The 26,265-nt window shown below is 60.7% G+C and carries 26 protein-coding genes and 1 riboswitch; of the genes, 10 read left to right on the forward strand and 16 right to left on the reverse strand.

The annotated features are described in order from the left end of the window. Together G505_RS0113775 and G505_RS0113780 are read left to right on the forward strand one after the other, a co-directional pair. Positions 1–517: IS3 family transposase (locus G505_RS0113775; RefSeq protein ID WP_028110088.1), on the forward strand; the 517-nt coding region annotated here is incomplete at its 5' end. A gap of 116 nt (positions 518–633) precedes the next feature. Then, a complete protein-coding gene (locus tag G505_RS0113780; protein WP_028110089.1) occupies positions 634–951 on the forward strand; it encodes an antibiotic biosynthesis monooxygenase family protein in 318 nt (105 codons plus the stop codon). A gap of 184 nt (positions 952–1,135) precedes the next feature. Here the strand turns inward: G505_RS0113780 and G505_RS0113785 are convergent, their stop codons facing one another. The 11 genes from G505_RS0113785 to G505_RS0113835 form a co-directional block, all read right to left on the reverse strand. Next, complete coding sequence (locus tag G505_RS0113785) at positions 1,136–2,356, reverse strand: SAM-dependent methyltransferase (protein WP_028110090.1); 1,221 nt, start codon at positions 2,354–2,356, stop codon at positions 1,136–1,138. Then, a complete protein-coding gene (locus G505_RS0113790) occupies positions 2,349–3,089 on the reverse strand; it encodes a DUF1365 domain-containing protein (protein ID WP_028110091.1) in 741 nt (246 codons plus the stop codon). The genes G505_RS0113785 and G505_RS0113790 overlap by 8 nt, the downstream gene beginning before the upstream one ends. Then, positions 3,086–4,345 carry an NAD(P)/FAD-dependent oxidoreductase gene (locus G505_RS0113795; protein WP_028110092.1) on the reverse strand — a complete coding sequence of 420 codons (1,260 nt, stop codon included), beginning with the start codon at positions 4,343–4,345 and terminating at the stop codon, positions 3,086–3,088. Before G505_RS0113795 ends, G505_RS0113790 begins: the two co-directional genes overlap by 4 nt. Beyond that, positions 4,342–5,058, reverse strand: coding sequence for an SDR family NAD(P)-dependent oxidoreductase (locus G505_RS0113800; RefSeq protein ID WP_028110093.1), 717 nt, complete (start codon positions 5,056–5,058; stop codon positions 4,342–4,344). Before G505_RS0113800 ends, G505_RS0113795 begins: the two co-directional genes overlap by 4 nt. Continuing rightward, positions 5,055–5,516, reverse strand: coding sequence for a nuclear transport factor 2 family protein (locus tag G505_RS0113805; RefSeq protein WP_051216225.1), 462 nt, complete (start codon positions 5,514–5,516; stop codon positions 5,055–5,057). Before G505_RS0113805 ends, G505_RS0113800 begins: the two co-directional genes overlap by 4 nt. Next, complete coding sequence (gene phrB, locus G505_RS0113810) at positions 5,516–6,907, reverse strand: deoxyribodipyrimidine photo-lyase (RefSeq protein ID WP_051216227.1); 1,392 nt, start codon at positions 6,905–6,907, stop codon at positions 5,516–5,518. Before phrB ends, G505_RS0113805 begins: the two co-directional genes overlap by 1 nt. Next, complete coding sequence (locus G505_RS22500) at positions 6,900–7,706, reverse strand: MerR family transcriptional regulator (RefSeq protein WP_051216229.1); 807 nt, start codon at positions 7,704–7,706, stop codon at positions 6,900–6,902. The genes phrB and G505_RS22500 overlap by 8 nt, the downstream gene beginning before the upstream one ends. Continuing rightward, positions 7,696–8,649, reverse strand: a complete 954-nt coding sequence (locus G505_RS0113820) for a YbgA family protein (RefSeq protein WP_028110096.1) — start codon at positions 8,647–8,649, stop codon at positions 7,696–7,698. Before G505_RS0113820 ends, G505_RS22500 begins: the two co-directional genes overlap by 11 nt. A 169-nt stretch (positions 8,650–8,818) precedes the next feature. After that, complete coding sequence (locus G505_RS0113825) at positions 8,819–9,847, reverse strand: aldose epimerase family protein (protein WP_051216231.1); 1,029 nt, start codon at positions 9,845–9,847, stop codon at positions 8,819–8,821. Further along, complete coding sequence (locus G505_RS0113830; RefSeq protein WP_028110098.1) at positions 9,837–10,949, reverse strand: galactokinase; 1,113 nt, start codon at positions 10,947–10,949, stop codon at positions 9,837–9,839. The genes G505_RS0113825 and G505_RS0113830 overlap by 11 nt, the downstream gene beginning before the upstream one ends. 248 nt (positions 10,950–11,197) lie before the next feature. Continuing rightward, a complete protein-coding gene (locus tag G505_RS0113835) occupies positions 11,198–11,854 on the reverse strand; it encodes a pyrimidine 5'-nucleotidase (RefSeq protein ID WP_028110099.1) in 657 nt (218 codons plus the stop codon). A 170-nt stretch (positions 11,855–12,024) separates the two neighbouring features. Further along, a riboswitch (TPP riboswitch) is annotated at positions 12,025–12,123 on the forward strand. 108 nt (positions 12,124–12,231) lie between these two features. On the opposite strand from G505_RS0113835, the gene thiC reads away from it, so the two are divergent. Genes thiC through thiH form a run of 6 tightly spaced genes read left to right on the forward strand, consistent with a single transcriptional unit; the run spans position 12,232 to position 18,516 of the window. Then, positions 12,232–14,166: a phosphomethylpyrimidine synthase ThiC gene (thiC, locus tag G505_RS0113840; protein ID WP_028110100.1), complete on the forward strand. Its 1,935-nt coding sequence runs from the start codon at positions 12,232–12,234 to the stop codon at positions 14,164–14,166. Continuing rightward, the gene (thiE, locus tag G505_RS0113845; RefSeq protein WP_051216233.1) at positions 14,166–15,707 is read left to right on the forward strand and encodes a thiamine phosphate synthase; all 1,542 of its coding nucleotides are present in this window, start codon (positions 14,166–14,168) and stop codon (positions 15,705–15,707) included. The genes thiC and thiE overlap by 1 nt, the downstream gene beginning before the upstream one ends. Beyond that, positions 15,697–16,452, forward strand: a complete 756-nt coding sequence (locus G505_RS0113850; RefSeq protein ID WP_028110102.1) for a HesA/MoeB/ThiF family protein — start codon at positions 15,697–15,699, stop codon at positions 16,450–16,452. The genes thiE and G505_RS0113850 overlap by 11 nt, the downstream gene beginning before the upstream one ends. After that, positions 16,436–16,633 carry a sulfur carrier protein ThiS gene (gene thiS / locus G505_RS0113855; protein ID WP_028110103.1) on the forward strand — a complete coding sequence of 66 codons (198 nt, stop codon included), beginning with the start codon at positions 16,436–16,438 and terminating at the stop codon, positions 16,631–16,633. Before G505_RS0113850 ends, thiS begins: the two co-directional genes overlap by 17 nt. 2 nt (positions 16,634–16,635) lie before the next feature. Further along, on the forward strand, positions 16,636–17,397 hold the full coding sequence (locus G505_RS0113860; RefSeq protein ID WP_028110104.1) for a thiazole synthase: 762 nt from the start codon (positions 16,636–16,638) through the stop codon (positions 17,395–17,397). A gap of 3 nt (positions 17,398–17,400) precedes the next feature. Further along, entirely contained in the window at positions 17,401–18,516 is a 1,116-nt protein-coding gene (thiH, locus tag G505_RS0113865; protein WP_028110105.1) for a 2-iminoacetate synthase ThiH, read from the forward strand. Between the two features lie 48 nt (positions 18,517–18,564). Here thiH and G505_RS0113870 read toward each other — a convergent pair whose 3' ends face one another. Further along, on the reverse strand, positions 18,565–19,593 hold the full coding sequence (locus G505_RS0113870; RefSeq protein ID WP_028110106.1) for a zinc-binding alcohol dehydrogenase family protein: 1,029 nt from the start codon (positions 19,591–19,593) through the stop codon (positions 18,565–18,567). A gap of 110 nt (positions 19,594–19,703) precedes the next feature. Here G505_RS0113870 and G505_RS0113875 point away from each other — a divergent pair, with 110 nt between their 5' ends. Further along, the gene (locus G505_RS0113875; protein WP_028110107.1) at positions 19,704–20,591 is read left to right on the forward strand and encodes a LysR family transcriptional regulator; all 888 of its coding nucleotides are present in this window, start codon (positions 19,704–19,706) and stop codon (positions 20,589–20,591) included. A gap of 107 nt (positions 20,592–20,698) precedes the next feature. Here the strand turns inward: G505_RS0113875 and G505_RS21585 are convergent, their stop codons facing one another. Continuing rightward, positions 20,699–21,652 carry a LysR family transcriptional regulator gene (locus G505_RS21585; protein ID WP_051216235.1) on the reverse strand — a complete coding sequence of 318 codons (954 nt, stop codon included), beginning with the start codon at positions 21,650–21,652 and terminating at the stop codon, positions 20,699–20,701. A gap of 107 nt (positions 21,653–21,759) precedes the next feature. Between G505_RS21585 and G505_RS0113885 the strand changes: the two genes are divergently transcribed. Beyond that, complete coding sequence (locus G505_RS0113885; RefSeq protein ID WP_028110108.1) at positions 21,760–22,359, forward strand: FMN-dependent NADH-azoreductase; 600 nt, start codon at positions 21,760–21,762, stop codon at positions 22,357–22,359. Here G505_RS0113885 and G505_RS0113890 read toward each other — a convergent pair. The 3 genes from G505_RS0113890 to G505_RS0113900 are packed head-to-tail and all read right to left on the reverse strand — an operon-like array spanning position 22,356 to position 26,264. Further along, positions 22,356–23,816 (reverse strand): hypothetical protein, encoded by a 1,461-nt coding sequence (locus tag G505_RS0113890; RefSeq protein ID WP_028110109.1) that lies wholly within the window; start codon positions 23,814–23,816, stop codon positions 22,356–22,358. The two genes, G505_RS0113885 and G505_RS0113890, sit on opposite strands and share 4 nt — an antisense overlap. Then, positions 23,797–24,756 (reverse strand): alpha-L-glutamate ligase-like protein, encoded by a 960-nt coding sequence (locus tag G505_RS0113895; RefSeq protein WP_028110110.1) that lies wholly within the window; start codon positions 24,754–24,756, stop codon positions 23,797–23,799. Before G505_RS0113895 ends, G505_RS0113890 begins: the two co-directional genes overlap by 20 nt. Next, the gene (locus G505_RS0113900; RefSeq protein WP_028110111.1) at positions 24,756–26,264 is read right to left on the reverse strand and encodes a UUP1 family membrane protein; all 1,509 of its coding nucleotides are present in this window, start codon (positions 26,262–26,264) and stop codon (positions 24,756–24,758) included. The genes G505_RS0113895 and G505_RS0113900 overlap by 1 nt, the downstream gene beginning before the upstream one ends. Position 26,265 lies beyond the last annotated feature (1 nt).

Consider the following 26,265-nt stretch of genomic DNA (forward strand, 5'->3'; position numbering starts at 1 on the left):
AAACCTGAGGCTGAATAGTGACGCCCCAACTGCTGTTAATCAGCAATGGTCCGGCGACGTTACCTACTTAAAGCACGGACGGAAATGGTACTACCCGGCAGTGATTATCGACCTGTACTCCAGAAAGGTTGTTGGTTGGTCATTCAGCGATAACCGGACGTCAAAATTGACCGAAGGTGCCTTGGTGAAAGCGCTACGCACGCGGCGCCCGAAAGAGGGCCTGCTGTTCCATTCTGACCGAGGTATTGAGTACCTGAATGAAAATCTACAAGGTTACTACAAGCGCCATGGAATCAGACACAGCTTGAACCGAGCTGGTTGCTGTACTGATAACGCCGAGGTGGAGTCATTTTTCCATACATTGAAAGGCGAAATGTTCCAGGGAGCACGGTTCCGAGGTCATTGGAAATTACGAGACGAACTGGCTAACTACATTGATCAGTTCTATAACCGCCGTCGATTACACTCGAGCTTGGGCTACCAAAGTCCACAGCAGTTTGAGAAACTGGCGGCATAACAAACCCGTGTCCACTTTATCGGGTCAGGATCACCTTTAGTCCGCGCTCCTGCCTCGCGAATCATAGCCAGTCAAAGCGTTCCCGCTGAGTGAAGCACCATATGCCAAGGAGAGTTATGGCCCATCTGTCAGACACACCGAACCCACCCTACTACGCCGTTATCTTTACCTCGATTCGAACCGAGGGCGATCACGGCTACGGTGACATGGCAAAAAGAATGGTCGCGTTGGCGGAGCAACAGCATGGCTTCTTAGGCATGGAGTCGGCGAGAGAAGATGTCGGCATAACGGTGTCGTATTGGTCTGATATTGAATCAATAAAAAGCTGGAAGGCAAATGTCGAACATCTGCAAGCCCAGAGAGTTGGCCGGGAAAAATGGTATGAGTCATTCAAAGTGCGCATTGCCAGAGTCGAGCGGGAGTACGGACTCTAGCGAGCCACCGCAATCCGATTTTAGTCAAACCGATTTTGTTCTACATGCCATGGATTGGCGTGCAGTCTCTCTCCACTGGAATTGGTAACCCGAGCAGGGCAACCCAGCTGCTACCGGACAAGCCGTTTAAGAAAAGCGCCGCAATTGCGGCGCTTTTCTGTTTTTCGGGCCCAACGTTGTTGTGCTAGGGGCGGTAGCCGGGTTTGTCTGCCACCACGTGCACCGTGCTGATCACCCGCTCGTAGAAGGCGCCTTCGCAGTAGCCCAGATAGAACTGCCACATGCGGATAAAGTCTTCGCCGTAACCCTGCTGCCGCACCTGGGGCAGAGACTGGTTGAATCGCTTGGTCCAGTGGGCGAGGGTGCGACCATAGTCAATGCCGATGTCATGGAGGGCGGTGATCATCATGTCGGTATCGCGCGCCACGTGGTGGGCCAGTCGCTCCACCGAGGGCAGGCAGCCTCCCGGAAAGATGTACTTCTGGATGAAGTCGACGCCTCGCCGATAGGCGTCATAGCGCTGGTCGGCGATGGTGATCCCCTGGATCAGCATGCGCCCGTCCGGCTTGAGGCGGTCGCGACAGGTGCGAAAGAAGGTGCGCATGTACTCATGGCCGACGGCTTCAATCATCTCGATGGACACCAGTTTGTCGTAGTGGCCGGTCAGATCCCGATAATCCTGTTTGAGCAGGGTGATTCGGTCAGATAATCCCTCCTCGGCGATGCGGCGGGCGGCGTAGGCGTGCTGCTCCTCAGAGATGGTGGTGGTGGTTACCCGTACGCCGTAATGTTTGGCGGCGTGGATGGCCAGTGCGCCCCAGCCGGTACCGATCTCCAGTAGGGTTTCTCCCTGCTTCAGTTCCAGCCGTTGGCAGATGAGCTCCAGCTTGTGATTCTGCGCCTCTTCCAGGGTGGCGTTGGCCTCGGGGAAGATGGCGCTGGAGTAGACCAACTGCTTGTCCAGAAACAATTCGTAGAGATCGTTGCCCAGATCGTAGTGGGCGACGATGTTGCGTTTGGAGCCGCCTTTGCTGTTTCGGTTGCGCCTGTGGCGCCACAGATCGGTGATGCGTCCTACCCAGGCCAGCTTTTTTTCCAGTTGTTGCAGTACGGCCAGGTTCTTAGACATCAGCTGCACCACAGGGACCAGATCCGGCGTGCTCCAGTCTCCCTGGATGAAGGCCTCCCCGGCACCGATGGAGCCGCCCATCAGGATGCGGCGGTATGCTCTGGGGTGATGGATGCGGATCTCGGCGGACAGGGGACCGGCGTCGCCGAACCTGTGCTGCTCTCCATCCTGAATCACCAGGGTGCCCCCTGTGAGGCCGGGCAGAAGGGAGAACAGGGTGCGTTTGGCCAGGGTATCCAACCAGGCCGGGGCAGGGCGTGTCAGAGTGTTATCCATGGTGCTTCTCCGTGTCTTGCCCCGGGTGGGGGATAAAAGGAATACGTTTGACAACCAGCTTCAGTGCTTGCCAATAGATGGAAAACAGAATTTTCAGGGTCATCATGGGCATGGCGATCACCAAGCCACGGGCAGTGGCGTTGTTGATGGGCTTGTGGGTCATCGCCAGGGTGACATCGAACGCCTTGTGGTCGCTGTGGTTCTCCATGTGCAGCTTCAGACGTTCATTCGGCGTGTCCAACCTCCAGTGGTAGCGCATTGCCATTGGCATAAAGGGGGAGACATGGAACGCCTTGTCGGTCACGCGGGCGCCATCGGCAGGCACCAGGTAGTAGTGACGCTGATTCCAAGGGGTGTTGCTGACTTCAGCCAGCAGATAGGCCAGAGAGCGGTCCGGGCGGAAGCAGTAGTAGAAGTTCACCGGACTGAAGTACAGCCCCAGGCATCGACCCTGACCGACGAACAGCACCGGCCCCTGCTCCCCCTCGCCGCCGAGGCTGGCCACTTTGCGCCAGACGGTCCCCCGGTTAAAGCCCTTGCCCTCCAGGTAATCGCCGTCCCGAATGCTCAGCAGGGCCGCGCGGTTGTGACCCAGCCAGGGACCGCAGTCGAGCTCATCCAGATGGTCCATATCCAGGGCCAGGCTGTACATCCGGTAGGAGAACCGGTGCGCCTTGGGGGTGAAGCGACGATGTCGTACCGACCCCAGGTAGTAACCACAGCCGCCGATCACAGGGTGGCTCCAAAGCGGCTGCACACCTCAAGGGCACTGCGCACGCCATCTTCGTGGAAGCCGTTGTGCCAGTATGCTCCGGCAAAGTGGGTGTGATTGTGACCGCAGATGGTGTCTCGGCGCTGACAGGCGGCCAGGCTCTCCTTGTTGAACACCGGATGGGCGTAGTTGAAGGTGCGAATCACCTTGCTCGGATCGATGTCGTCGCCCTGGTTCAGGGTGACACAGAAGGTCGGTGCGCTCTCCGGCAGGCCCTGCAGTATGTTCATGTTGTAGGTGACCCGCGCCGGAAGGGTGGGGTCTCTGTCCAGGCGGTAGTTCCAGGACGCCCAGGCGCGGCGGTTGTCCGGCAGCAGGCTGGTGTCGTTGTGCAGGATCACCTGGTTGTTTTTGTAGGGGATGGCGCCGAGCACCCGTTTTTCCTGATCGGTGGCGTCGGTGAGCATCGCCAGGGCCTGATCGCTGTGGCAGGCCAGGACCACTTCATCGAAGCTCTCCTTGGTTCCGTTATCCAGTTCCAGGTGCACCTTGTTGTCCAGTCGGCGCACCGCCTTGACCGGCGTGTTCAGTCGAATGCGATCTTCAATGCCCCGCACCATGGGGGCAATGTATTCACGGGAGCCGCCGCTGATCACGAACCACTGGGGACGGTTGCTGATGTTGAGCAGACCGTGATGATTGAAAAAGCGCACGAAGAACAGCAGGGGAAACGCCTGCATCCCCTGAATGCTGGACGACCAGATGGCCGCCCCCATGGGCAGAATGTAATGCCGGGCGAAATAGTCGCTGAACCTGTGAATGTGCAGGAAGTCGCCCAGGGTGTGGTCGGCGCCGATCAACCCTTTATCCAGATGCTGTTTGCACAGTTTGTTGAACTTAAGTACCTCATTGAGAAAGCTCAGAAACTGTATGCTCAACAGGTTCTTTCTCTGGGCGAACAGGGTGTCCAGGTTATGGCCGTTGTATTCCAGGCCCGTGGATGGGTTGTGGACGCTGAAACTCATCTCCGTAGGGTGACTGCGCACTTTCAGTTGTGCCATCAGCCGCTTGAAGTTGGGGTAGGTGCGGTCATTGAAGACGATGAAGCCGGTGTCTATGGCCCAGGTGCGCCCGCTCATCTCCACATCGATGGTGGCGGTGTGGCCCCCCAGGGTGTCACCCGCTTCGAACAGGGTGATGCTGTTGTTTCTGGACAGCAGGTGGGCACAGGTCAGCCCTGAGATCCCGCTGCCGATGATGGCGATGCGTTTGTTCATCGTTTCAGTCCCTTGAGTGCGATCTGCTGCCAGGCTCTGTCTGGCAGACTGCCCAGAAGCTTGAGTAGTCGGGTGAACCCTTTAGGAAAATGGATCTCCTCGACCCCTTTGGCCAACTCTCGACGAATGATCCGGCTGGCTTCGGAAACCTCTACCCGCATGGGCATGGCAAAGTCGTTCTTGTCGGTGAGAGGCGTACGGACAAAGCCGGGGCGGATCAGGCTTACCCCAATGCCGTGTGGACGCAGATCCAGGGCCAGGGTTTTCGCCAGGTACTCGATGGCGGCCTTGGAGGCGCCGTAGGCTTCGGCCCGTGGCAAAGGCAGTGCACTGGCGATGCTGCCCATCAGCGCTACCCGGCTGCCTCTCTCCATCCTGGGCAGCAGCGCCTCCAGACAGTAGCCCACGCCGATGACGTTGGTTTGCATTACCCTCTCCAACATCTTTCCATCAAACTGGCGGGGATGATTGACGTATTCGCAGGTGCCGGCGTTGAGGATCGCCAGATCGAGATCCTCCAGGTTGCCCAGAGAGGCCAGCACCTGTTCGTAGTCACCCGCGTCAAACCCCAGAGACTCGATGCCCATGGATGCCAGCTCCGCCAGGGCTTGCTGGTTACGGCCGCAGCCGATGACCCTGTGTCCTGCGGCAACGTAATCCATGGCCAGCTGTTTGCCTATGCCGGAGGTGGCCCCGGTGATGAGTATTTTCATGACGCCGCCTTCCTTTTCACCGCTTTGACCAGGGTGCCGAGCAGGGGCAGCTGTTCATAGAGCATCTGACCGGCGTCGAAGTAGTCTCTGTGGTAATGGACTAGGGTGCCGAACTTCAGGTGGCTGTGGCCATCCAGCACCACCCTCTGTCCGCCGTTGAGCCTGGAGTGCTCTATCTCCATCGTCCAGTAGAGCGCCGCCGCGGTGTCGGTGACGAGTTGGTCGTGGATGGTGATGCGACACTGTTTCAGGTTCCGGTACAGGCCCTCGAAATAGCGGGTCAGGTTGTCCAGACCGTCGACTGTGTGCAATGGGTCGATGAAGCGGGCCTGCGGGTGATACAGCTCCCCCAACCGGTGCAGTTGGCGGTGGTCCAACTCCTCATAGAGGGCCACAAAACGCGCCACCAGTTCAGTGGCGGTGTGTTCCTGGGCTGGGGTGGGGGCTGGGCTGATCATCAACTGTCCTCTCTCTTCATTACGGCAAAGCGCTCCAAGGCCCGGCGTCGGCTGTCTGACAGGTCGACTATGGGGGCCGGGTAGTCCCGGGGCCGGACCGAGGCCGGCGGCAAATGGATCTCTTTGCCTGATAAGTCACTCAGTTCAGGTAGATACCTACGGATAAAGGCGCCATCCGGATCGAATTTTTTGCTCTGACTGACCGGGTTGAAGATGCGGAAATAGGGTTGGGCGTCGCACCCTGTGCTGGCACTCCACTGCCAACCGCCGTTGTTGGCCGCAAGATCACCGTCCACCAGGTGTTGACTGAACCAGCGCTCGCCCCGTCGCCAGTCGATAAGAAGATTCTTGGTGAGAAAACTCGCCGTGACCATCCTTAGCCTGTTGTGCATCCACCCTGTCTGGGTCAGTTGTTTCATGGCGGCATCCACCAGGGGAAAGCCGGTTCGCCCCTGGCACCATGCCTCGAAGGCAAGGTCGTTGTTTTCCCAATGCACTTTGTCTGCCAACGCATTGAAATTCTCGCCTTTACTGAGTTTAGGCCAGGCGACGAGCAGGTGGCGGTAAAAATCCCGCCACGCCAGTTCATTGACCCAGGTAAAGGGGCCTCCGGGTTGCTCCTGTATCGCTTCCGGAGCCTGGCTGAGCACGGCATGCAAACAGCTGTTGGCAGAGATCATGCCCAGAGAGAGATAGGGGGAGAGGGCGCTGGTGGCCTCCCTGTCTGGCCGGTCCCGGTAGAGGTGGTAGGCGTTGATTCGCTCGGTGATGAACCGGTTCAGTACCCGTTGCGGGGTCCCGGGCGCCACTGGCCACAGAGTGCTGCTCTCCTTGGCGGCGTCAAACTCGATTGTGGCCGGTGTTGCTACCGCCGGCCATCCTGTGGGCGGTGGCAACGGTGACAGATCCTGTCCTCGCAGCCGGGCCATCCAGGCACGGCGAAATGGGGTAAATACCCGGTACCAGGAGCCGTCCTCTTTGACCACCGAGCCCGGGGGCATTATGCAGTGACCGGGGTGCAGACAGAGGGCAAGGCCGGAGTCAATCACCCGCTGATCCCGCCTTTGTTCGTTGAGCTCGGGCTCGGCGCTGGCGTGGATCTGGTCGATGTCATGATCCTGGCAAAACTGCGTCAGAGCCTGAGGGACATCATCAAATCGTGACAGGGCCAGGTGGTGCAGCGTGATGCCGAGCTGCGCCAGTTGCTGTGCCAGGGCGTTGACCGCCCGCTCCATCAGGTCAACCTGGATCGGCGCCATGTTGTGTTCCTGCCACTGAGCGGGCGTACTGATAAACAGTGCCAGCGGGGCCTTGCTACCGGCACAGGCCGCGGTCAGCGCGGGGTGATCTTCGATGCGCAGATCCTTTCGAAACCAGATAAGTTCAGTCATGACGGCTCTCCTGAAACAGGGGATCGTCGTGGTAGAGCGCCGCAAAGGGGCCCACCACAGTCAGGGGGATTCCCCGAGCCTGCAGACGGGCGAGTTGTTGCCGCTCGTCGCTGCGCAGCTTCGCCGGCAGGCACAGGAGCCATGTGCGTGGCGAACGCAGCTGGCAGCCATCCAGGTCCTCTGTGGGCAGCTGTGAGAACTTCTCTCCCTGTTGGGTCAGAGAGAGCGCAGTGATGGCAGCTTCAACGGGGGCAGTTCTGAGCAACATCAGCAGGGCGGGGTCACCGGATAGCTGAGATTGGCCTCTGCTGCAGTGGCCCTGCAGGTAGAGTTGCAGCTGATGCTGGGTCCAGTTGAGCAATAACCGGCCGTCGGCCCGCTCGCCGGATCGCGCCTCAAGGGTGTCCAGCCAGGGACGCAACGCCTTGCACAGTGTCCGCTCGAAGGTATAGAGGGCGGTCAGCTGATCCAGTTCGCGGAACAGCTTGTCTCCGTTCATATCCACAGCCGCCTGGGTCAGCGTTGCCTGATGGACCAGCCAGGGATCGTCCGGGGTGGGGGTACTGGGATCTTCCAGCAACGAACGCACCTGGCTGATGGCCACGCCTTTGTCGAGCCAGGAGAGGATTTGGCGAACCCGGTCAATGTCCGCCTCGCTGTAGAGGCGATGGCCCTTGGGGGTGCGGCCGGGTTTCAGCAGTCCGAATCGACGCTGCCAGGCGCGCAGGGTAACCGGATTGACGCCGGTGATGGCGGCAACATCGCCGATGGGGTAGCGAGGGGTGGTGTCAGTGCTCATAACGCAGTTGCATCTCTTCTGGGTGCGGGTTCAGGTACACCTGATTAGCGATGTAGTCGTTGGGGTAGATGGTCAGGTAGTGGCGCAGCAGAGTGATCGGCGCCAGCAGTGGCAGCAGCCCGGTGCGGTATTTATCGATGCTCTCTGCCAGGGCCTGTCGCTCGGTGCTACCGAGCTGCTTTTTGAAGTAACCCTGGATGTGCTGCAGCACGTTGGTGTGGTTCTTGCGGCTGGCGTGGCGTTTCAGGGCCGCCATCAGCTCGGTTTCGTAGTAAGCCACAAATTCCGGGGTGATCTTTTCTATCTGGCCCAGTGCCTGACCCAGGGAGCGGTAGATCTCCGGGTTGTGAGCCATCAGCAGGTACTTATAGCGTCCGTGGAAGGTGTATAAGGCATTCGGTGTCAGCCCCTGTGCGCACTTGGTTTTCCAGTCGTGATAGGCAAATATCCGGGTGACAAAGTTCTCCCTCAGGTTGGGATCGTTCAGGCGTCCGCTCTCTTCGACGGGCAGGTTGGGGTGGTCTTTCATCACCCGGGCGGCAAAGACGCCGACGCCATCGCGAGAGGCGTTGTTTTTTTCCGGCAGATAGACGCTGACCCTTTCCATGCCACAGGTGGGAGACTTGGCGCAGAACACGTAGCCGCTGAGGCCGGCAAGCGCGGGAGAGGTCTCTTCGGCGAATTGGGTGAGCTTGTCGGTAACATCGAAGCTGTCGTCCGACGCCTTGACCCGGATGATCTCCTCCTGCACCAGGCGAATGGTGGGGCGGGGCACGCCCATGCCGATGGCCACTTCGGGACAGATGGGGCGGAAGCTGACGTATTGCCCAAGGTCATCCACACAGAAGCGACTCTGCTTGTGGCCGCCATCGAAGCGAACCTGTTGGCCGATGAGGCAGGCACTGATGCCGATCTGTATGGTGTGCTGGTCAAACTTGTACATACTATGTCTCCTTGTACAACCTTGAATTCAGCTTAGGCGCGTGTTGTACAAGAAGGCAAGTTTTGTACAAGAATTAAAAAGTGATCCAAAAAAAGCCCGCTGCGTAGCGGGCTTAGGTCTTGTTGGTGAAGCTGTGTTCCCCCAATGTCCTGGGAAACTCGCGTCCGACTCAGAGATTGTCGAAGGCGAACTCGGTCACGTGATGGTAGGTTTCGCCGGGGTGGAGAATGCCCTTGGTGTGGCCGGGCTGGTTGGGGGCGTCGGGCCAGAGGCCGGGTTCCAGGGCGATACCCTGGTGGTGTTTGTAGCACTTGCCGTCGTAGGCGGGGGTGCCGCCCAGATGGTTGCCGGTGTAGATCTGCATGCCGGGCTGATCACTGTTGATGGTCAGCTGAATGCCGGTCTTTTCGGCTCTCAGCACACAACGGGTCTTGACGGCACCATCGTCGTCGGGCCACAGGTAACAGTGGTCGATGCCGCCAACTTGACGCAGGGCTTCCAGAGGCTGGTCCATCATTTCGCCAATGGTGCGCGCTTTGGTCAGGCACAGGGGGTGTTTGCCGGTTTCTTCCAGGGTGACCGGGATGCCGTCTTTATCGGTCATGACGATGTAGGGGGCATCGCTCTGAAGGTGGTAGCTGGTGAGATGGCAGCCCAGATTGAAGTAACTGTGCTGGGTCAGATTGACCGGGCAGGCTTTGTCCACTTCGGCGCTCATCTCGACTACCCAGCTCGAGCCCTTGAGTCGGTAATAAACGTCCAGGTGCAGGTTGCCGGGGAAGCCGGCTTCCCCGTGGGCACTCCACAAACTGAGCTTGAGTCCATCTTCGACCGGGGTCAGTTGAAATACCTTGTGATGGAAGCCCGCCAAACCGCCGTGCAGGTGATGCGGATAGAGGTTGGCATCCAGCTCCAGCTCATAGCCATCCACCAGGCAGCGGGCGTTGGCGATGCGGTTGGCCCAGCGGCCCACCACCGAGCCCAGGCAGGCTTTTTGGGACAGGTAGTCGCCGGCGCTGTCGCAGCCCAGAACCAGGTTTTGCCATTCACCGTTGGGGCGCTTGAGCTCCAGCCGTCGGACGATGCCTCCAAGGGCAAGCACTTCCAGTCTCAGGTGGTCATTTTCCACCTGAAACCTGGGGAGTTCGCCAACGCGGTAGTGTTCCCAGGAGGAGAGGGGGGTGATCTTAACGGACACTATGTGCTCCTGATACGGCATTGATGTTGAAGAAGGTAGCATAAACCCCGAATCGTTGGGCATATTCTTGTGTGACTTGCTCTACGATTGAAGTTTTTCTGGCCTTTGGAATCAACGCGATAACCTCACCTGAGCTAAGAAGCCTGGCGCCTCCCTCCTCTTTGACCAGGTTGTTGAGGCTGCCAACCATGAGATCCGCCGGTCGCGATTCAATGCCAAACTCCCGTTTCAGAGACAGGTGGGCACTCTGCATCAGGGGGCCAATTTCATGGAGGCGTCCGTCCACCAGAGCGTCGGCAAGATTGAGTGCCCTTTGCTGCTCGCTGAGCAGGTGACGGGCACAGCCAAACAGATCTCCGGTCAGGAGGCCACGTGCCCGGTTCAGCTGCTCCATGGTGAGGTCGCGCAGCGTGGAGAGTGAAAAGAAATTGGCAACCTGCCTGGCCTGTTGACGCTTCTTCTGTCTCAGGCCGGCAAACTGTTCACTGTTGATGCCCAGTTCCACCCTGAACAGTGACAGTGTGCTGGGCAGAGGCACCCCCTGCCAGCTGAATCGGCTGTAATCCACCAGGGAGAGATGATCCCGGGTGGCCGCCAGGGCAGCGACTTGTGCACCTCCATCCGCTTCTCCCCGACATGGTGGATAGGCTTGATCGCACAGTTTGACCACACCTGAGACTGACAGGCCCAGGTCCAGGTAGGTGTTCAGGGCATGGGCCAGGGCCATGATGGCGGCGTCTGTGGCCTGGATTGGGTGGCTGGACTCGGGAAGCGTACACAGCAGATGCAGTCCGCCCAGTCGGTATCCCCGGCGCTTCAGAGCGGCCACCACGCCCTCCAGCAATCGTTGCACCTCAACGGGGTGGGAGGAGGACAGGGGGTTACCACGGTGGTCGCACACCTTGATGCGGATGTGATTGTCGCCCCGGGATCCCACTGCGATGCCACTGTACCTGTCCTCTGCGCAGCAGAGCATCATGCCCGTCGACAGCGCACACACCTCTCCCATGAGGTTCAACTGCAGGGGCGACAGGAAACACTGGGATGGATCGAGTCCAAATTGGCGCAGAAATGCCTGTTCGAGAATAGAACGTCCCTTCACTATTACATCCTTTATCCATGAAGAGGGGCTGGCCCAGCCGTTGAACCTGTGGGGTGTTGTTGTTTGCACCCTGGCAGTTGAGGTGTCGCAGAATCTGCCCGATTCAACCAGGGCTCCAGGTCCTTGAAAGGCCCCCTTCCCCTGGGCGCCTCGGCAGTCATGCTCAATTGGCATGTTAATACAATGTTATGTTGGGCTTGGCGGATATTTCAAGTGCGTTCTTAGTTTATCCACGGCGCCCGAGGCCGTTATTGCTGCCGATACTGGTTCAGCTTGCGGATGAAATGGGGCAGAGAGGAGGTCGCATAGCAGGCGTTGTGCTCTTTGACGTCGGGGCGGTTGACCAACACAGTGCGTATTCCCATGCTTCTGGCGGTATCCAGGTTCGCCGGCTGATCGTCGAACATCACCGCCTGTTCGCCACTAAATCCATACTTTTTGCAGATCCTTTCATAGGCGAAGGGGTCTGGTTTCATCTTAAAGTCGGTCTCTTCCACGGAGAACATGCCATCGAAGCAGCCATCCAGCCCCATCTTGTTCAGCAAGCGCTCAGCGTAGGGACGGGCGGCATTGGTAAAAATGTAACATTTTTGTGGCAAATCAAGCAGTAGCTTGGCCAGCTCATCCTGGCGAGTCAGCTTGCTGGTGTCGACATCATGGGCATAGACGCTGAAATCATCGATGTCCACTTCTGGATGGTGTTGCTGAAGCCCGCGAAGGGTGCCGCCGTATCTGTGGTAGTAGCCAAAACACAACTCATTGGCCTGTTCGGGGCTCAAGGCCAGTTTATCGGCCACATAATGCTTCATTCGTGCGCCCACCTGGTCCAGGATTCCGGCATCAGGGTGGTAGAGGGTGTTGTCCAGATCAAACAGGAAAACTTCGCGTTCTAGAAGAGGATTCAATGTGATGTCACTCCGTACTGCGGGGCGCACAGGATAAGGCTTTGCCGCCGGACACTCAAGTATGGAGCGTGTTGCGTTTCAGTACCTTTGCCTACCAGGGCGCTCCGGTTGCTGTGTCGGTGTCATCAAAACCTGCCCTTGTTTCCTGTAATTTTCCTACCTATACTGGCCCGGTCTTGTCGGAGTGCCTTCGGGCTGAGACCGCACTGCGGAATCCGTGGAACCTGAACAGGTTAGAACCTGCGTAGGAAAACAAGCAACAGCCTGAAGGGCGTGATCCGCCTTACAAGTGATCCTGGATCGCCCCGCTCAGGCTGCCTTATTTTCAGGAACCCGTCCGACAAGCAATTTCCCCTTTATCCAAACGGAGATTGCTGATGTCGACCAGACGCCACAACAGAGAACAGGCTCAGGCCTACCTTGACGCCCTCAAGGGCCACCCCTTTCCCAATTCAGAGAAGCTCTACCTCGGCGGCAGCCGTGACGATATTCGCGTCGGCATGCGCCAGATCCACCTGACGCCGTCGGTGATCGGCGGTGATCGTGACCACCCCATCACCCGGGATAATGATGCCATTCCCGTGTATGACACCGCCGGCGCCTACAGCGATCCCGAGTCAGAACTGGATGTGCGCAAGGGACTGACGCCTCTGCGCCGCCAATGGATCCTGGAGCGTGCGGACACCGAGGAGCTGGCGGGCGCCAGTTCCGATTACACCCAGCAGCGACTGGCCGATGAGGGGTTTGATCACCTGCGGTTCGAGCACCTGCCCAGGCCTCGTCGTGCCCACCAGGGGAAAAATGTGTCCCAGTTGCACTATGCCCGCCAGGGGATCATCACCCCTGAGATGGAGTATGTGGCCATCCGGGAGAATCTGGGGCGGGAGCGAATCCGCGATGCGGTCCTGACCCGAGCCCATCCAGGTCAAAGCTTTGGTGCCAACCTGCCTGAGGCCATTACCCCCGAGTTTGTTCGCAGTGAAGTGGCCGCAGGACGGGCCATCATCCCTGCCAACATCAACCACCCGGAAGCGGAACCGATGATCATCGGCCGCAACTTCCTGGTGAAGGTGAACGCCAACATCGGCAACTCCTCGGTGAGCTCCTCCATCGAAGAGGAGGTGGAGAAGCTGGTGTGGAGTTGCCGGTGGGGGGCAGATACCGTGATGGATCTGTCCACCGGTCGCCACATCCACGAAACCCGCGAGTGGATCATCCGCAACAGTCCGGTGCCCATAGGCACCGTCCCCATCTACCAGGCCCTGGAGAAGGTGAACGGCATTGCCGAGGACCTGAGTTGGCCCATCTTCCGCGACACCCTGATTGAACAGGCAGAGCAGGGGGTGGATTACTTCACCATCCATGCCGGGGTGCTGCTGCGCTATGTGCCGATGACCGCAGAGCGGGTCACCGGCATCGTCAGCCGGGGTGGCTCCATCATGGCCAAGTGGTGCCTGGCTCACCACAAGGAGAGCTTCCTCTACACCCATTTCGACGAGATCTGTGCCATCTGTGCCCGTTACGATGTGGCGCTCTCTCTCGGCGACGGCATGCGTCCCGGCTCCATCGCCGACGCCAACGATCGGGCCCAGTTTGCCGAGCTCGAGACGTTGGGTGAGCTGACCAAGGTGGCCTGGAAACACGACGTCCAGACCATCATCGAAGGCCCGGGGCATGTGCCCATGCACCTGGTGAAGGTGAACATGGACAAGCAGCTGGAAGCGTGTTTCGAAGCGCCGTTCTACACCCTGGGCCCCCAAATCACCGACATTGCACCGGGCTACGATCACTTCACCTCCGGCATCGGTGCGGCGATGATCGGCTGGTATGGCTGCGCCATGCTGTGTTACGTCACTCCCAAGGAGCACCTGGGGCTGCCGGATAAGGAGGATGTGAAGCAGGGGCTGATCGCCTACAAAATTGCCGCCCATGCCGCCGACATTGCCAAGGGCCATCCGGGTGCGCAGATCCGCGACAACGCCCTGTCGCTGGCACGCTTCGAGTTTCGCTGGGAAGATCAGTTCAATCTCTCCCTGGACCCGGAGACCGCCCGGGCCTATCACGATGCGTCATTGCCCCAGGAGTCCGCCAAGGTGGCCCACTTCTGTTCCATGTGCGGCCCCAAGTTCTGCTCCATGAAGATCACCCAGGAGGTGCGTGACTACGCCGCCGCCCACCCCGAATCGGTTGAGGGGGATACCCAGGTGGTTGAGGTGCAGAGAAGCATCGAGGCGGGGATGGCCGCTCAGTCCAGGGCGTTTCGCGACCAGGGCGGGGCGCTGTATCACGCCGTGGAAGGGGAGAGCCGCTGATGAGTCAGCCCATTGTCTGGACCATCGCCGGCTCAGATTCCGGCGGTGGCGCGGGCCTGCAAGCGGACCTTTACACTTTCGCCGACCTCGGTTGTCACGGCTGCTCGGTGGTCACCAGCGTGACCGCCCAGAGTTCGGTGGAGGTTACCGCGGTGGAGCGGGTCAGTGACTCGGTGTTTCGCGCCCAGCTCGATGCCCTGTGGCGGGATCTGCCGCCGAGGGCGATCAAGGTGGGCCTGCTGGTGGATGACGCGCAGATTCGGCTTCTGGCCCAGTGGCTGAAGGAGAGACAGATAAGCGTGCCGGTGATTCTGGACCCGGTGCTGGTGGCGTCCTCGGGCGACCGCCTCTCGGGCTGTGATGGCGCCGAACCCAGGTTCGATCCCTTGCTGCCGCTGGCGGCGCTGGTGACCCCCAATGGAGATGAACTGGCTGCCCTGACTGGCCACACCATCGCAGCCGCCTCTGATGTGGCCAAGGCGTCGCGAACGCTGTTGGCGCGAGGTGCCAGGGCGGTGCTGGCCAAGGGAGGCCACTTCGATCAGTTTGACGGTCGCTGCGTCGATCTCTATCTGAGTGACCAGCAGCATTTCCTGCTGGATGGCCCCCGCATCCGCACCTCCAACACCCACGGCAGTGGCTGCACCCTCTCCTCTGCCCTGGCTGCCTTCCTGGCCCAGGATTATGAGATGGAGGACGCCCTGGTGCTGACCCGGGCCTATCTGCACTCCGGCTTGGAGCAGAGCCAGCAACTGGGTCGGGGTCCCGGTCCCCTGGCCAGAACCGGCTGGCCCGAGCGCTTTGACGCCTTTCCGTCGGTGCCGCTGCCGGGCAGTGCCATGGAGCAGGCCTTCGGCTTCGACGGTCCCTATGGTGAGTCAATCGTCCCCTTTGCACCCTGTGATACCCGGGAACTGGGGCTCTACCCCGTGGTGGATTCCCTGGAGTGGCTGGAGAGGTTGCTGGCTCAGGGCGTCAGGACCCTGCAGCTGAGGATAAAGGGTCTCTCCCGGGAGCAGGCAGAACCAATGGTGGCCAAGGCCGCGCTCATGGGGCGTCGCTGTGGTGCCAGGTTGTTCATCAACGATTACTGGCAACTGGCGGTGAAGCATGGTGCCTATGGGGTTCATTTTGGTCAGGAGGACATGCTGGCGGCAGATCTGGCTGCCATCGCCGATGCGGGCCTGCGCCTGGGACTGTCCACCCATGGATATTTCGAGATCATGCGGGCGGCGGCCCTGCACCCCAGCTACATCGCCCTGGGGCACATCTTCCCAACCACCACCAAGGCGATGCCCTCCCGGCCTCAGGGGCTTGAGAGACTGGCGCGCTACCACAGGTTGCTGGCCGGCCGCTGGCCTACGGTCGCCATTGGCGGCATCGACCATCAACGTGCTCCCCAGGTGGCTGAAACCGGTGTCGGCAGCATCGCCGTGGTCCGGGCTGTGACCCAGGCTGCGGACCTGACCCGCTCCCTGGAGCAGCTGTGGTCTGCCTACGAGTCCGGGCATCGTGCCAGGGAGGCCAGCTATGTTGCGTGACCGCGAATTTCTTCGGTACGGCCGCCAGATGCTGATGCCGGGGTGGGGGGAGAGCGGCCAGAGCCAGCTGGGTCAAAAGAGTGTGGCGATCATCGGTCTCGGGGGGCTGGGGGTGCCAGCCTTGGCCAACCTGGCAGGCAGCGGCATTGGCCGCCTGCTGCTGGTGGACGGCGATGATCTGTCACTGAGTAACCTGCACCGACAGTGGATTTACCGCGCCGCGGACGTCGGTCAGCCCAAGGTGCAACTGGCGCGGCGCTGGGCACTGGATCTCAACCCGGGCATCCGGGTGGAGGCGCTTGCCCAGATGGCCGACGAGCGGTTGCTCGACACCCTGCTTGCTGAGGTGGATCTGGTGCTCGACTGTACCGACAACCTGGCAAGCCGCCATCTGATCAATGCTGCCTGTGTTGGCCATCGCACCGCGCTGATCAGTGGCGCGGCCATTGGCTGGCAGGGACAACTGCAGTCGGTGCTGCCCGACGGGCCCTGTTTTGCCTGCTTCTGCCCGCAGGAGCAGCCAGTGGCCCCTCAAGGTTGCCGTGAGGCCGGTGTGGCGCCGCCTGTGGTGTCCGCCATCGGCAGCCTTCAGGCGGCCCTGGCGCTCAAGTGGTTGCTCGGTGAAGAGCTTGATGGCAACAAAGTCCATCGCTTCGACGGCCACACCTTCGAATGGAGCCGGTTTACCCTGGCTCCCAACCCGGATTGTTCCCAGTGTGGAGACCATCATGCACCTGACCATTAATGGCGAGCCACGGCAGGTGGCCAGTAACACCCTGTCTCAGTTGCTTGAGGAGCTGGAGCAACAGGGCGACGCCCTGGCGCTGGCACTCAACGGCGCCATAGTGCCCAGGGGCCAGTGGCCCCAAACGTCCCTGAATCAGGGGGATACCATCGATCTGTTCAGCGTCATTGCAGGAGGGTAGCCATGCTGACCATCGCCGATACAACCTTTGACTCCCGTCTGTTCAGTGGCACTGGCAAGTTTGCTTCCGATGCCCTGATGATTCAGTCCCTGGAGGCCAGTGGCTCTCAACTGGTGACCCTGGCGCTGAAGCGGGTCGACCTCTCAGGGAGCCGGGGGGACATCTATGGCCCCATTCGCGACCTGGGGGTCAATCTGCTGCCCAACACCTCAGGAGCCAAGAGCGCCGAGGAGGCGGTGTACGCCGCCCACCTGGCTCGCGAGGCCCTGGGCACTCACTGGCTGAAACTGGAGATCCATCCCGATCCCCGCTACCTTCTGCCGGATCCCATTGAAACCCTCAAGGCCGCCGAGCGGTTGTGCGCCGAAGGCTTCGTGGTGCTGCCTTACTGTCATGCGGACCCCGTGCTGTGTAAGCGTCTGGAGGAGGTGGGTTGCGCCGCGGTGATGCCCCTTGGGGCGCCGATTGGCTCCAACCAGGGGCTCAAGACCCGGGAGTTTTTGCAGATCATCGTCGAGCAGGCGTCGGTGCCTGTGGTGGTGGATGCAGGCATTGGCGCCCCTTCCCACGCCTGTGAGGCGATGGAACTCGGCGCCGATGCGGTGCTGGTCAACACCGCCATTGCCGTGGCGGGCGATCCTGTGGCCATGGCCGGGGCCTTCCGTCAGGCGGTCGCCTGTGGTCGCAGTGCCTATGAGGCCGGCCTGGGGCAGATCTCCACCCAGGCCAGCGCATCGAGTCCTCTGACCGGGTTTCTGGGGTAGGCCATGAGCTTCTATGAGCTGTGGCAGCAGCAGGATTGGGATCATCTGTCTCTGTGCATCAACGCCTGCACCGACGCCGAGGTCCAGCGGGCCCTGACGGCCCCCAAGCTGGATTGGCGGGGGTTTATGGCGCTGATCTCACCGGCGGCCGCGCCCTACCTGGAGCAGATGGCCGGCCGTTCCCAGGCGCTGACCCGGCAGCGCTTTGGTAACACCATGGGGCTCTATCTCCCCCTGTATCTCTCCAACCTGTGTGCCAACGAGTGTGACTACTGCGGGTTTGCCATGAGCAACCGCATCAAGCGTCACACCCTGACCCCAGGGGAGTTGGACAGGGAGTTGGAGGCCATCAAGGGGATGGGGTTTGATGCCATCCTGCTGGTCACCGGAGAGCATGAAACCAAGGTCGGCATGGACTACTTTCGGCGGGTATTGCCGGTCATCAAGGCACGTTTCTCCACGGTGATGATGGAGGTGCAGCCCTTAGCTGCGGCGGACTACGCCGAGCTTCGTGCCCTGGGCCTGGACGCGGTGATGGTCTATCAGGAGAGTTATCACAGACTCACCTACGGCCGGCATCACCTGCGCGGCAACAAGCAGGACTTCCGCTATCGGCTGGAAACACCGGATCGTCTGGGGCAGGCGGGCATCGACAAGATCGGAATCGGTGCCCTGTACGGCCTGGCGAACTGGCGGGTGGAGGCGGCCATGGTGGCGTTGCACCTGGAGTATCTGCAGCGCCGCTATTGGCGCAGCCGCTTCTCGGTCTCCTTCCCAAGGCTCAGGCCCTGCACCGGCGGGGTCGAGCCGGTCAGTCCGATGGGGGAGCGCGAGCTGCTGCAACTGATCTGTGCCCTGCGATTGTTTGGACCGGAGCTGGAGTTGTCCCTGTCGACCCGTGAGTCTGAGCACTTCAGAGACAATGTGATGACCCTGGGCCCCACCAACATGAGCGCCGGCTCCAGCACCCGGCCCGGGGGCTATGCCGACCCCAGCGAGGATCTTGCCCAATTTTCCATTGATGATGCCCGGTCACCATATCGGGTGGCTCAAGCTGTCGAGGCTGCCGGACTGACGCCGGTGTGGAAGGATTGGGACAGGGCTCTGACCGGCCATTAACAAAAGGCGCCATGGGCGCCTTTTCTTTTGCAGGGCAGAGCCGACGGCTTAGCCCTCAAAACCCTCAAGCACAATCTTGCCTTTGGCGGTGCCAGACTCCAGCAGGGTATGGGCCCGGTGCAGGTTGGCTACCGAGATGGCGCCGAAATGGGCGTCGGCGGTGGTGATCACCGCCCCGGATTCCACCAAACCGGCAACGGTGTTAAGCAGTTGCTGCTGTTTGACCTTGTCCTGGGTGTTGAACAGGGAGCGGGTGAACATGAACTCCCAATGCAGCGAGACGCTTTTCTGTTTAAAAGGCATGATGTCGAGGCTGGGGGCGTCGTCGATCAGTGCCAGTTGACCCTGAGGCTCTATCAGCTTGGCGATCTCCGGCCAGTGGTGTTCGCTGTGAGTCAGGCTGATGACATCGGTGATGCCGTTGATTCCGGCGTCAGCCAGCGCCTCGGACAGCGGCTGGCGGTGATCGATCACCTCATCGGCGCCCAGACGCTTCACCCACTCGGCAGTCTCGGGGCGTGACGCGGTGGCCACTATCTGGATGTCGGTGAGGTGGCTGGCCAACTGCAACAGGATGGAGCCGACGCCGCCGGCGGCGCCAATCACCAGCAGCTTGCGCTGGCTGAGGTCCGCTTTGGGGTCCAGTTTCAGGCGATCAAACAACAGCTCCCAGGCGGTGATGCTGGTCAGGGGCAGGGCGGCCGCCTGGGCAAAACTGAGGTTGGCGGGCTTGCGGCCAACGATCTTCTGCTCCACCAACTGGTACTCGGCGTTGCTGCCTGCTCGGGTCAGGTCGCCGGCGTACCATACCTGATCGCCCACCTTAAAGTCGGTCACCCGATCGCCGACGGCGACAACTTCTCCCGCGGCGTCCCACCCCAGGATCTTATAGCCATTGTTGACCTCCTCCACGCCCCCGGCGCGCTGACGCACCTTGGTGTCCACCGGATTGACGGAGATGGCGTGAATCTTAACCAGCAGGTCTTCGCCTGTGGCGCTGGGCACCGGCAGTTCGATGCTCTCCAGCTGGGTAGTACTGCTCAGTTGATGGGGCTGACGGTATCCAATGGCCTTCATAGTTGCTCCGGATGACTTGGGGTTGCGTTGATTGATGCAGCTACGATAATTTGTAGATGAAAGTTTAAAAACAGCCAGTCTCTTACATCACTTTAAAAAATTATTTGAATATGAAGTCGCTTCAGGATCTGCACCTGTTTATCCACACCGCTCGCCTTGGCTCTTTGTCCGCCTGCGCCCGGCAGATGGATCTAACGCCGGCGGCGGTCAGCGCCGCCATCAAGCGGCTGGAAGCCGAATTGGGGTATCGGCTGTTCATCCGCTCCACCCGAAGCATTCGGCTGACACCGGAGGGGGAGCGGTTTCTCGAAGGGGCCAGTGAAGGGATCAGCCTGATCGAGCAGGCGGCCAGACCCAAAGCCGAAGGTGACAGCGGTTACAGTGGCACCTTGCAGCTGTCAGTCCCCTCTGCCCTAGGTCGAGAGCGGCTGCTGGCGGTGATCGATCGCTTCATGGAGGCGCATCCCGGTCTGGAGCTGAACCTGTCCCTGACCGACAGGCTCAGTGATGGTTTCAGTCAGCCGGTGGATCTGGCCCTGCGCTACGGCGCCTCGGCAGCCAGTGGCCTTATTGCCTTGCCTCTGGTGCCCGACAACCGACGTATTCTGGTGGCCTCGCCGGAGTATCTGGAACGCTTCGGCGAGCCGGAGACGCCGGAAGCCCTGGTGGAGCACCAGTGCCTCTGTTTTGTGTTGGGGGAGCGGCAATATGATCTGTGGCGTTTCTGGGTAGAGGGTCGGTTGCATCAGGTGCGGGTGTCCGGGCGCCGGCGGGGCGATGACGGTGCCCTGGTGCAGCAATGGGCCAGGGAGGGCAGGGGCATCGCCTATAAATCCAGGTTGGACCTGCAGCCGGATCTGGCCTGCGGCGCTCTGGTGCAACTGGCTCAGCACTGGTTGGGTGAGCCTGCCCCGCTTAGCCTGCTGGTAACCGACAGACAGAGCCTGAACCCGGCGGTGAGGGATCTGCATCAGCAGATAAAACAGGCGCTCTGCTAAGGGGATCTCATCTGCAGGGCTATCGGTCAAACCCTTTGCGTTCCTCTCAATGGCGCTTCAGGCACACCACCCTGACACCCGGCCAGCCGATGACCCAAGCCTTTTCGCTATTCGGTGGTGTCATCCTGCGGCGGTTGCGCGCCGGCGGAGGGGACACAGGCGATGTCACCGCCCATGGGGCTGCTGGCACGAATCAGCTCGGCGAAGCGCTTCCCCGCCGGCCCGAGGTTGTCCTCGTCCGGGATGATCAGGTTAATGGGGATCAAGTGCTTATACACGGTGGACTGAAGCTCCACCAGATCCCCCTGCTCCAGATAGGGCCTGGCTTCATGCTCTGGTATCCAGCAGAAACCCACGCCTCGTCGGAGTATGTCGATGGCGTCACGAAACAGGCTGACGGTCCAGCGCTCTTTGGCCCTGAGCCAGCCGATGTCCTTGTCCGGATCCGCCGCCAGGGGGCCGGTATCGCGGATCACGATCTGCAGCTCCTGCTCCAGCCGGGCGGGCTCCACCATGCTCTCCCGGGTCAGGGAGTGGTTGGGGTGGCAGCACAGCACCATGCGGATCATCGCCAGGGGCACGCCCAGGTGGCCCGGAGGAACATGGCCGGAGATCGCCAGATCCACTCGCCTGTTGGTAATGGCGTCGGTAGAGCCGCTGATGATGTTGTCGATCACCGTGACCCGGGTGCCGCGACTCTCAGGGTAGAAGCGGGAGAGGGCATCAAACAGATAGCTTGACGGGTAGATCGCTTCCCGGGAGATCAGCAATTCGTGCTCCCAACCCTGCTCCATGTTGGCGGCCAACTGTTCCAGCTGCTCAATTTGCTGGGTCAGTTGCCGCGAACGCCTGAGCAGCACCTTGCCCTCGTCGGTCAGCTCCGCCTTACGTCCTTTTACCTCCAGCAGCTGAACGCCGAGCTGGGTTTGCAGCTTGGCGACCGCATGGTTGAGTGAACTCTGGCTTTTGTTGAGCGCTTCCGCAGCGTGGGCGTAACCACCGCAGTCGACCACAGCCTGCAGAATCCGCCATTGCTCCAGTGTGGAGTGGGGTCGGTACATCATTCGATTCCTTAGAATGGTTTAGCCGATATTATGCAGTTTTATTTCCATTCTGTGCAATTAATATTGAGGCCAATGACAACGAACTGATTCCAAAGGACACCGAAATGAAAACTCTGTTGATTGTTGATGCCAGCCCAAACAACCAAGGCTCCAACACCCGTGGGCTGACCGCCGCGTACGCCGAGAAATGGCAGAGCGCCAACCCTGAAGGCCGGGTGATCTTGCGAGATGTTTCTGCCGATGCGGTCCGTCCTCTGAGCCAGGCGACCATTGGTGCATTCTACACGCCCGAAGAGCAGCGCAGCGATGAGCAGAAGGCCCTGGTGGCCCAGTCTGACGAGCTGGTGGATGAGCTGTTTGCCGCCGACGAGGTGGTCCTGGGCTCCCCCATGCACAACTTCTCCGTCAGCGGTGGCATGAAGGCATGGATCGATCAGATCTGCCGGGTAGGACGCACCTTCAACTACACCGAAGAGGGCCCCAAGGGCGCACTGGGTGGACGTAAAGCGGTGATCGTCGCGTCCAGCGGCGGCGACTACAGCGAGGGGACCCCTATGGCAGCCCTGAACCACAATGACACCTACCTGCAAACCGTACTGGGCTTTGTCGGTATCACCGATGTGCAGGTGATCAGTGCCGCCGGTGTGGCCATGAACGATCAGGCCGTGGCGCAGGCCAAGGCAAAACTGCTGGAACTGGCCTAATGTCCTGATTGGGTAAGGCGCGCCAGGGAGGGCGAATACCCTTGATGATTGCTGTTAACGAAGATCTCCTCCCATAACTGGGGTCCGGAGATGCGACCAGACCGCCATAGATCCACGAGATCCATGGCGGTTTTTTTTGCCAGCAGATTGCCGTAGAGCAGCGGTCCCTGCTCGACCAGCTTGGGGTAAGCACTCAAGGGGCGCCAGCCTGTCGGGGCGTCGACACCATAATAGTGGCGGAACAGCCGTTGCTGCTGCCTGATCAGCTCTGCAGGATGGTGTAAAGACTGATGCCAGAAGGTCAGCGACAACCTGGCCCGCAGCAGCTCTCCGGGCCCAAAGCCCAGTGGTTCCACCTCCGGCCCCTGCTCAAGCTGGCCAGTAAACCCGGGGTCGGCGCCCAGGGCCAGGCCAATGGCTCGGGGCAGGCTGAGCAGATCCGGTTCCTGCTGTTCGCCCAAGTAATGGGTCAGGTGATGACCGGCAAGGTGATAGAAGGCGCTGGTGATGCTGCCCGCAAGTTCAGACAGGTGCTCTCCGCGCCAGCGCTCTTTCTGGCGGTAGTGGATGCGGCCCATGCCCGGGAAGTGGCCCACCAGGTTTCGCTGCAGCCCTTGGTAGGCATTGCGATCCGCCGGTGCCAGGGAGAGGGTTCCCAGAAATCGCCGTCCATCCCAAAGCTGCCATTGGTCCGCCGCTATGGGCGCCAGCTCCAGGCCGAACAGCCGGGCCAGCTGTTCCAGGGTGGTCAGCGCCAGTTGATGGGCGTCGACATAACTGTACCTTGGGGTGTTGGGCCTCTTCCAGGGCAGCTTGGCCGAGTCGGCGGTCAGGCCGCGAAGGAATTGGTCCACCTGCTGATAATTGCCCAGATAGGCACCGTCCAGTTTCCACGCCAGAGCGTTGTCATAGCCGCGCTCTCTGGCCTGATGGTGGGACAGGGCGAGGATGGTGCCCAGGTGCTGGTCAGCCTGTGTGCCTCCGCGGTTTTGCCAGGCCAGCCACACGGAGCGGGCGCAGCCTGTGTCCGCCGCCTGAAACAGATAGCGTCCGACCGAGCGCTTAGACAGGGCCAGGGTTCGCGCCTGATCCGCCTGGACATCCTGACGCAGACAGGCCTCTCGATTGATCTGTATGGTGCGGCGGTTGTCCTGAGTCATCGCCAGATAGGCGGCTTCGGCGGAGATCAGTGACAGCGGTCGCGCCACCTGACCGCTGTATCGGGCCAGGGCCCGGCTGACCTTGTGGTGACAGTTGGCCAACTGCTCGCCGGGGTAGGGGATGGCCCTCAGCTGGTCCTGCAACTGCACCAGTTGCGCCTTGTAGCGACCGAGGGAGAGGGGGCTGGCCTCCTCGGGCGGGGTCAGCAGCTGTTCGCAGAGTTCGAGGGTCTGACCCTGGGCATGAGTGCCGACCAGGGCCAGAATCAGCAGACCGTCAGGCCATCTGAGTGTCACGGCCGAACCACTCCTTGGAACGTGCGACCCGGGTCTGCACGTCTACCGGGTGGGCGGGAAGCGCTTCCACCTGGCGCAGCCTGGGCAGTAGGCCTTCGCCATTGGCAATCTGAATCGCCAGGCCGGGACGGGCGTTGAGCTCCAGCAGCAAAGGGCCACGCTCGGTATCCAGCACCATATCCGTTCCCAGGTAACCCAGCCCGGACATCTCATAACAGCCTGCTGCCAGGGTCATCAGGCGATCCCAGTGGGGCACCTGCATCATCGACAGATCCTTATTGGTGTCCGGGTGATGGGTGACCGGCTCGTCGAACTGTACCGCACGCAGGGCGCGCCCGGTGGCGATGTCGATGCCTACCCCAACGGCTCCCTGGTGCAGGTTGGCCTTACCATCGGAGGCGGCGGTAGAGAGGCGCAGCATCCCCATCACCGGATAGCCCTTGAACACGATCAGGCGGATATCGGGCACCCCTTCGAAGGAGTAGCCGTCGAAGACGGGATCGAACTGAATCAGGGCTTCGATCACCGCCACGTCATTTTTGCCGCCGAGACTGAACAGCCCGGCCAGGATATTGGAGACGTGACGCTCCATCTCCGGCAGGGTGACTTCGCTGCCTGAAGGTTTAAAGAAGCGGCCGTCGGCGACCTTGGTGATCACCAGGATCCCTTTGCCGCCCGAGCCCTGGGCAGGCTTGATGCAGAAGCCGCCGAAGCCACGGATGCGGTTGGTCAGTTCGGCCACTTCATGCTGCTGGCCAATCACAGAGATGAGATCGGGGATGGCAATATTCCCCTTGAGGGCGATCTGCTTGGTCTTCAGCTTGTCATCCACCAGCTTGTACAGTGAACGGGGATTGTAACGGCCGATGTAGGAGATGTTCCTCTGGTTCATCCCCATGATCCCCTTGGATTTGAGTTTGGAGGGGTGACAGAACAGCATCAGCTATCTCCCGCCAGAGGCCTGAAACGGCGCAGTTCAAGCAGTCGATAACCTGTGTATTGACCCAGCATCAGCACCAGAGCCAGGATCACCAGGTGCACCCCAAGGAAGTTGAACACCCAGTGCTGAACCAGGGGGTTGACCATACACAGGTAGGTGATCACCGCCACCAACAGGCTGCCGCCACCTTGAACCGCCACCTCCTTCGGACCCTCCTCCTCCCAGAGGATGGACATGCGCTCGATGGTCCAGGCCAGGATGATCATCGGGAAGAAGGTGATGGTCAGGCCCTCGGTCAGCCCCAGATTGTAGGCCAACAGGGTAAAGGCGGTGATGATCCCCAGTACGGTGATCACCACCGCGCTGATTCTCGAGATCAGCAACAGGTTGAGATTGGACAGATAGCCGCGGATGTAGAGGCCCACGGCCACAATCAGCAGGAAGCCCACCAGGCCGGTCAGCAGGGTGGTCTGGATGAAGGCCAGGGCGATCAGCACCGGCATGAAGGTGCCTGAGGTCTTGAGGCCGACAATCACCCGCAGGAACACCACCACCAGTACACCGATGGGCACCAGCAGCAGGCCACGGATCAGGCTTTGCTCCTCCAGAGGGAGGGAGTAGAGGGAGAAGGACGCCAGGCCCTTGGCGGTCATCATATCCACCGCGGTAGCCAGGGCAGGGCGGGTGTCCTTGATGATGGAGAAGGTCACCCTGGAATCGGTGGCCCCGGTGATGTCCAGCACCGAGGCACTGGCGCGCTGCCACAGCAGCATATTGTCGGGTCGCCCACTCTGGCCCGTCGCCGGGTCAAACAGGTGCCACTGATCGTTGTCATAGACCTCGACCACGGAGACCAGATTCTGACGGCGACGACCGTCCTCCAGCATCAGCGCGTGACTGACCCGGGCTGGAATGGCGGCGGCGCGCATCAGCTGCACCATCAGTTCGGCGGGCTGATAATGGCCCAGCAGCAGTTCGACGTTCTGCCCCTGTTCCTTGTCGAAGATCATCTTCGCCACCTGTTGGGCGTAGGAGAGATTGCCGGCGCTGCGATCCCAGGCGAGATCCACCAGAGTCTGGGCGGCGGTGTCCACCCCTTCCGCCCACACCACCGGCTCAGGGGCGGTGGGTTCGTTGGCCTCTAGCAGGGTGGCGCCAGCCTTTTGCACCAGGTTGGCGGTGAAGTAGAGCTCCTGGGCACCGGCGGCTTCCCGCTTGGTCCACACCGCCTTGCGGGCGCCGTCCTGGCGGGCCAGAGTCAGGCCATAACCCGGTGAGGCGGCGCTCTCGGACAGAGTGGCGAAGCCGGGGTCTTCTGGCAGGGTCAGGGCGGCTTCAATGGGTTGTCCCTGGGCCTGGAAGGTAACCCTGGCCTCGACGGTCCAGTTGACGGTTTGGCTGCCGGGAACCAGGGGAATGCCGTCGACGCTATGACGGTAGACGGCGGAGCCGATGCCAATACTCAGCAATACAGCAATGAGAAAGTAGAAGGCTTTTTTCGACGCCATG

This window comes from Ferrimonas futtsuensis DSM 18154 (assembly GCF_000422645.1).
In the GTDB taxonomy this organism is placed as follows: domain Bacteria; phylum Pseudomonadota; class Gammaproteobacteria; order Enterobacterales; family Shewanellaceae; genus Ferrimonas; species Ferrimonas futtsuensis.

What these genes read in the sequence shown, in the direction of transcription:
- G505_RS0113780 (WP_028110089.1), top strand. Translation starts at nt 634, where the DNA reads ATGGCCCATCTGTCAGACACACCGAACCCACCCTACTACGCCGTTATC.
- G505_RS0113785 (WP_028110090.1), bottom strand. Translation starts at nt 2,356, where the DNA reads ATGGATAACACTCTGACACGCCCTGCCCCGGCCTGGTTGGATACCCTG.
- G505_RS0113795 (WP_028110092.1), bottom strand. Translation starts at nt 4,345, where the DNA reads ATGAACAAACGCATCGCCATCATCGGCAGCGGGATCTCAGGGCTGACC.
- G505_RS0113800 (WP_028110093.1), bottom strand. Translation starts at nt 5,058, where the DNA reads ATGAAAATACTCATCACCGGGGCCACCTCCGGCATAGGCAAACAGCTG.
- G505_RS0113805 (WP_051216225.1), bottom strand. Translation starts at nt 5,516, where the DNA reads ATGATCAGCCCAGCCCCCACCCCAGCCCAGGAACACACCGCCACTGAA.
- phrB (WP_051216227.1), bottom strand. Translation starts at nt 6,907, where the DNA reads ATGACTGAACTTATCTGGTTTCGAAAGGATCTGCGCATCGAAGATCAC.
- G505_RS22500 (WP_051216229.1), bottom strand. Translation starts at nt 7,706, where the DNA reads ATGAGCACTGACACCACCCCTCGCTACCCCATCGGCGATGTTGCCGCC.
- G505_RS0113820 (WP_028110096.1), bottom strand. Translation starts at nt 8,649, where the DNA reads ATGTACAAGTTTGACCAGCACACCATACAGATCGGCATCAGTGCCTGC.
- thiC (WP_028110100.1), top strand. Translation starts at nt 12,232, where the DNA reads ATGTCGACCAGACGCCACAACAGAGAACAGGCTCAGGCCTACCTTGAC.
- thiE (WP_051216233.1), top strand. Translation starts at nt 14,166, where the DNA reads ATGAGTCAGCCCATTGTCTGGACCATCGCCGGCTCAGATTCCGGCGGT.
- G505_RS0113850 (WP_028110102.1), top strand. Translation starts at nt 15,697, where the DNA reads ATGTTGCGTGACCGCGAATTTCTTCGGTACGGCCGCCAGATGCTGATG.
- thiS (WP_028110103.1), top strand. Translation starts at nt 16,436, where the DNA reads ATGCACCTGACCATTAATGGCGAGCCACGGCAGGTGGCCAGTAACACC.
- G505_RS0113860 (WP_028110104.1), top strand. Translation starts at nt 16,636, where the DNA reads ATGCTGACCATCGCCGATACAACCTTTGACTCCCGTCTGTTCAGTGGC.
- thiH (WP_028110105.1), top strand. Translation starts at nt 17,401, where the DNA reads ATGAGCTTCTATGAGCTGTGGCAGCAGCAGGATTGGGATCATCTGTCT.
- G505_RS0113870 (WP_028110106.1), bottom strand. Translation starts at nt 19,593, where the DNA reads ATGAAGGCCATTGGATACCGTCAGCCCCATCAACTGAGCAGTACTACC.
- G505_RS0113875 (WP_028110107.1), top strand. Translation starts at nt 19,704, where the DNA reads ATGAAGTCGCTTCAGGATCTGCACCTGTTTATCCACACCGCTCGCCTT.
- G505_RS21585 (WP_051216235.1), bottom strand. Translation starts at nt 21,652, where the DNA reads ATGTACCGACCCCACTCCACACTGGAGCAATGGCGGATTCTGCAGGCT.
- G505_RS0113885 (WP_028110108.1), top strand. Translation starts at nt 21,760, where the DNA reads ATGAAAACTCTGTTGATTGTTGATGCCAGCCCAAACAACCAAGGCTCC.
- G505_RS0113895 (WP_028110110.1), bottom strand. Translation starts at nt 24,756, where the DNA reads ATGCTGTTCTGTCACCCCTCCAAACTCAAATCCAAGGGGATCATGGGG.
- G505_RS0113900 (WP_028110111.1), bottom strand. Translation starts at nt 26,264, where the DNA reads ATGGCGTCGAAAAAAGCCTTCTACTTTCTCATTGCTGTATTGCTGAGT.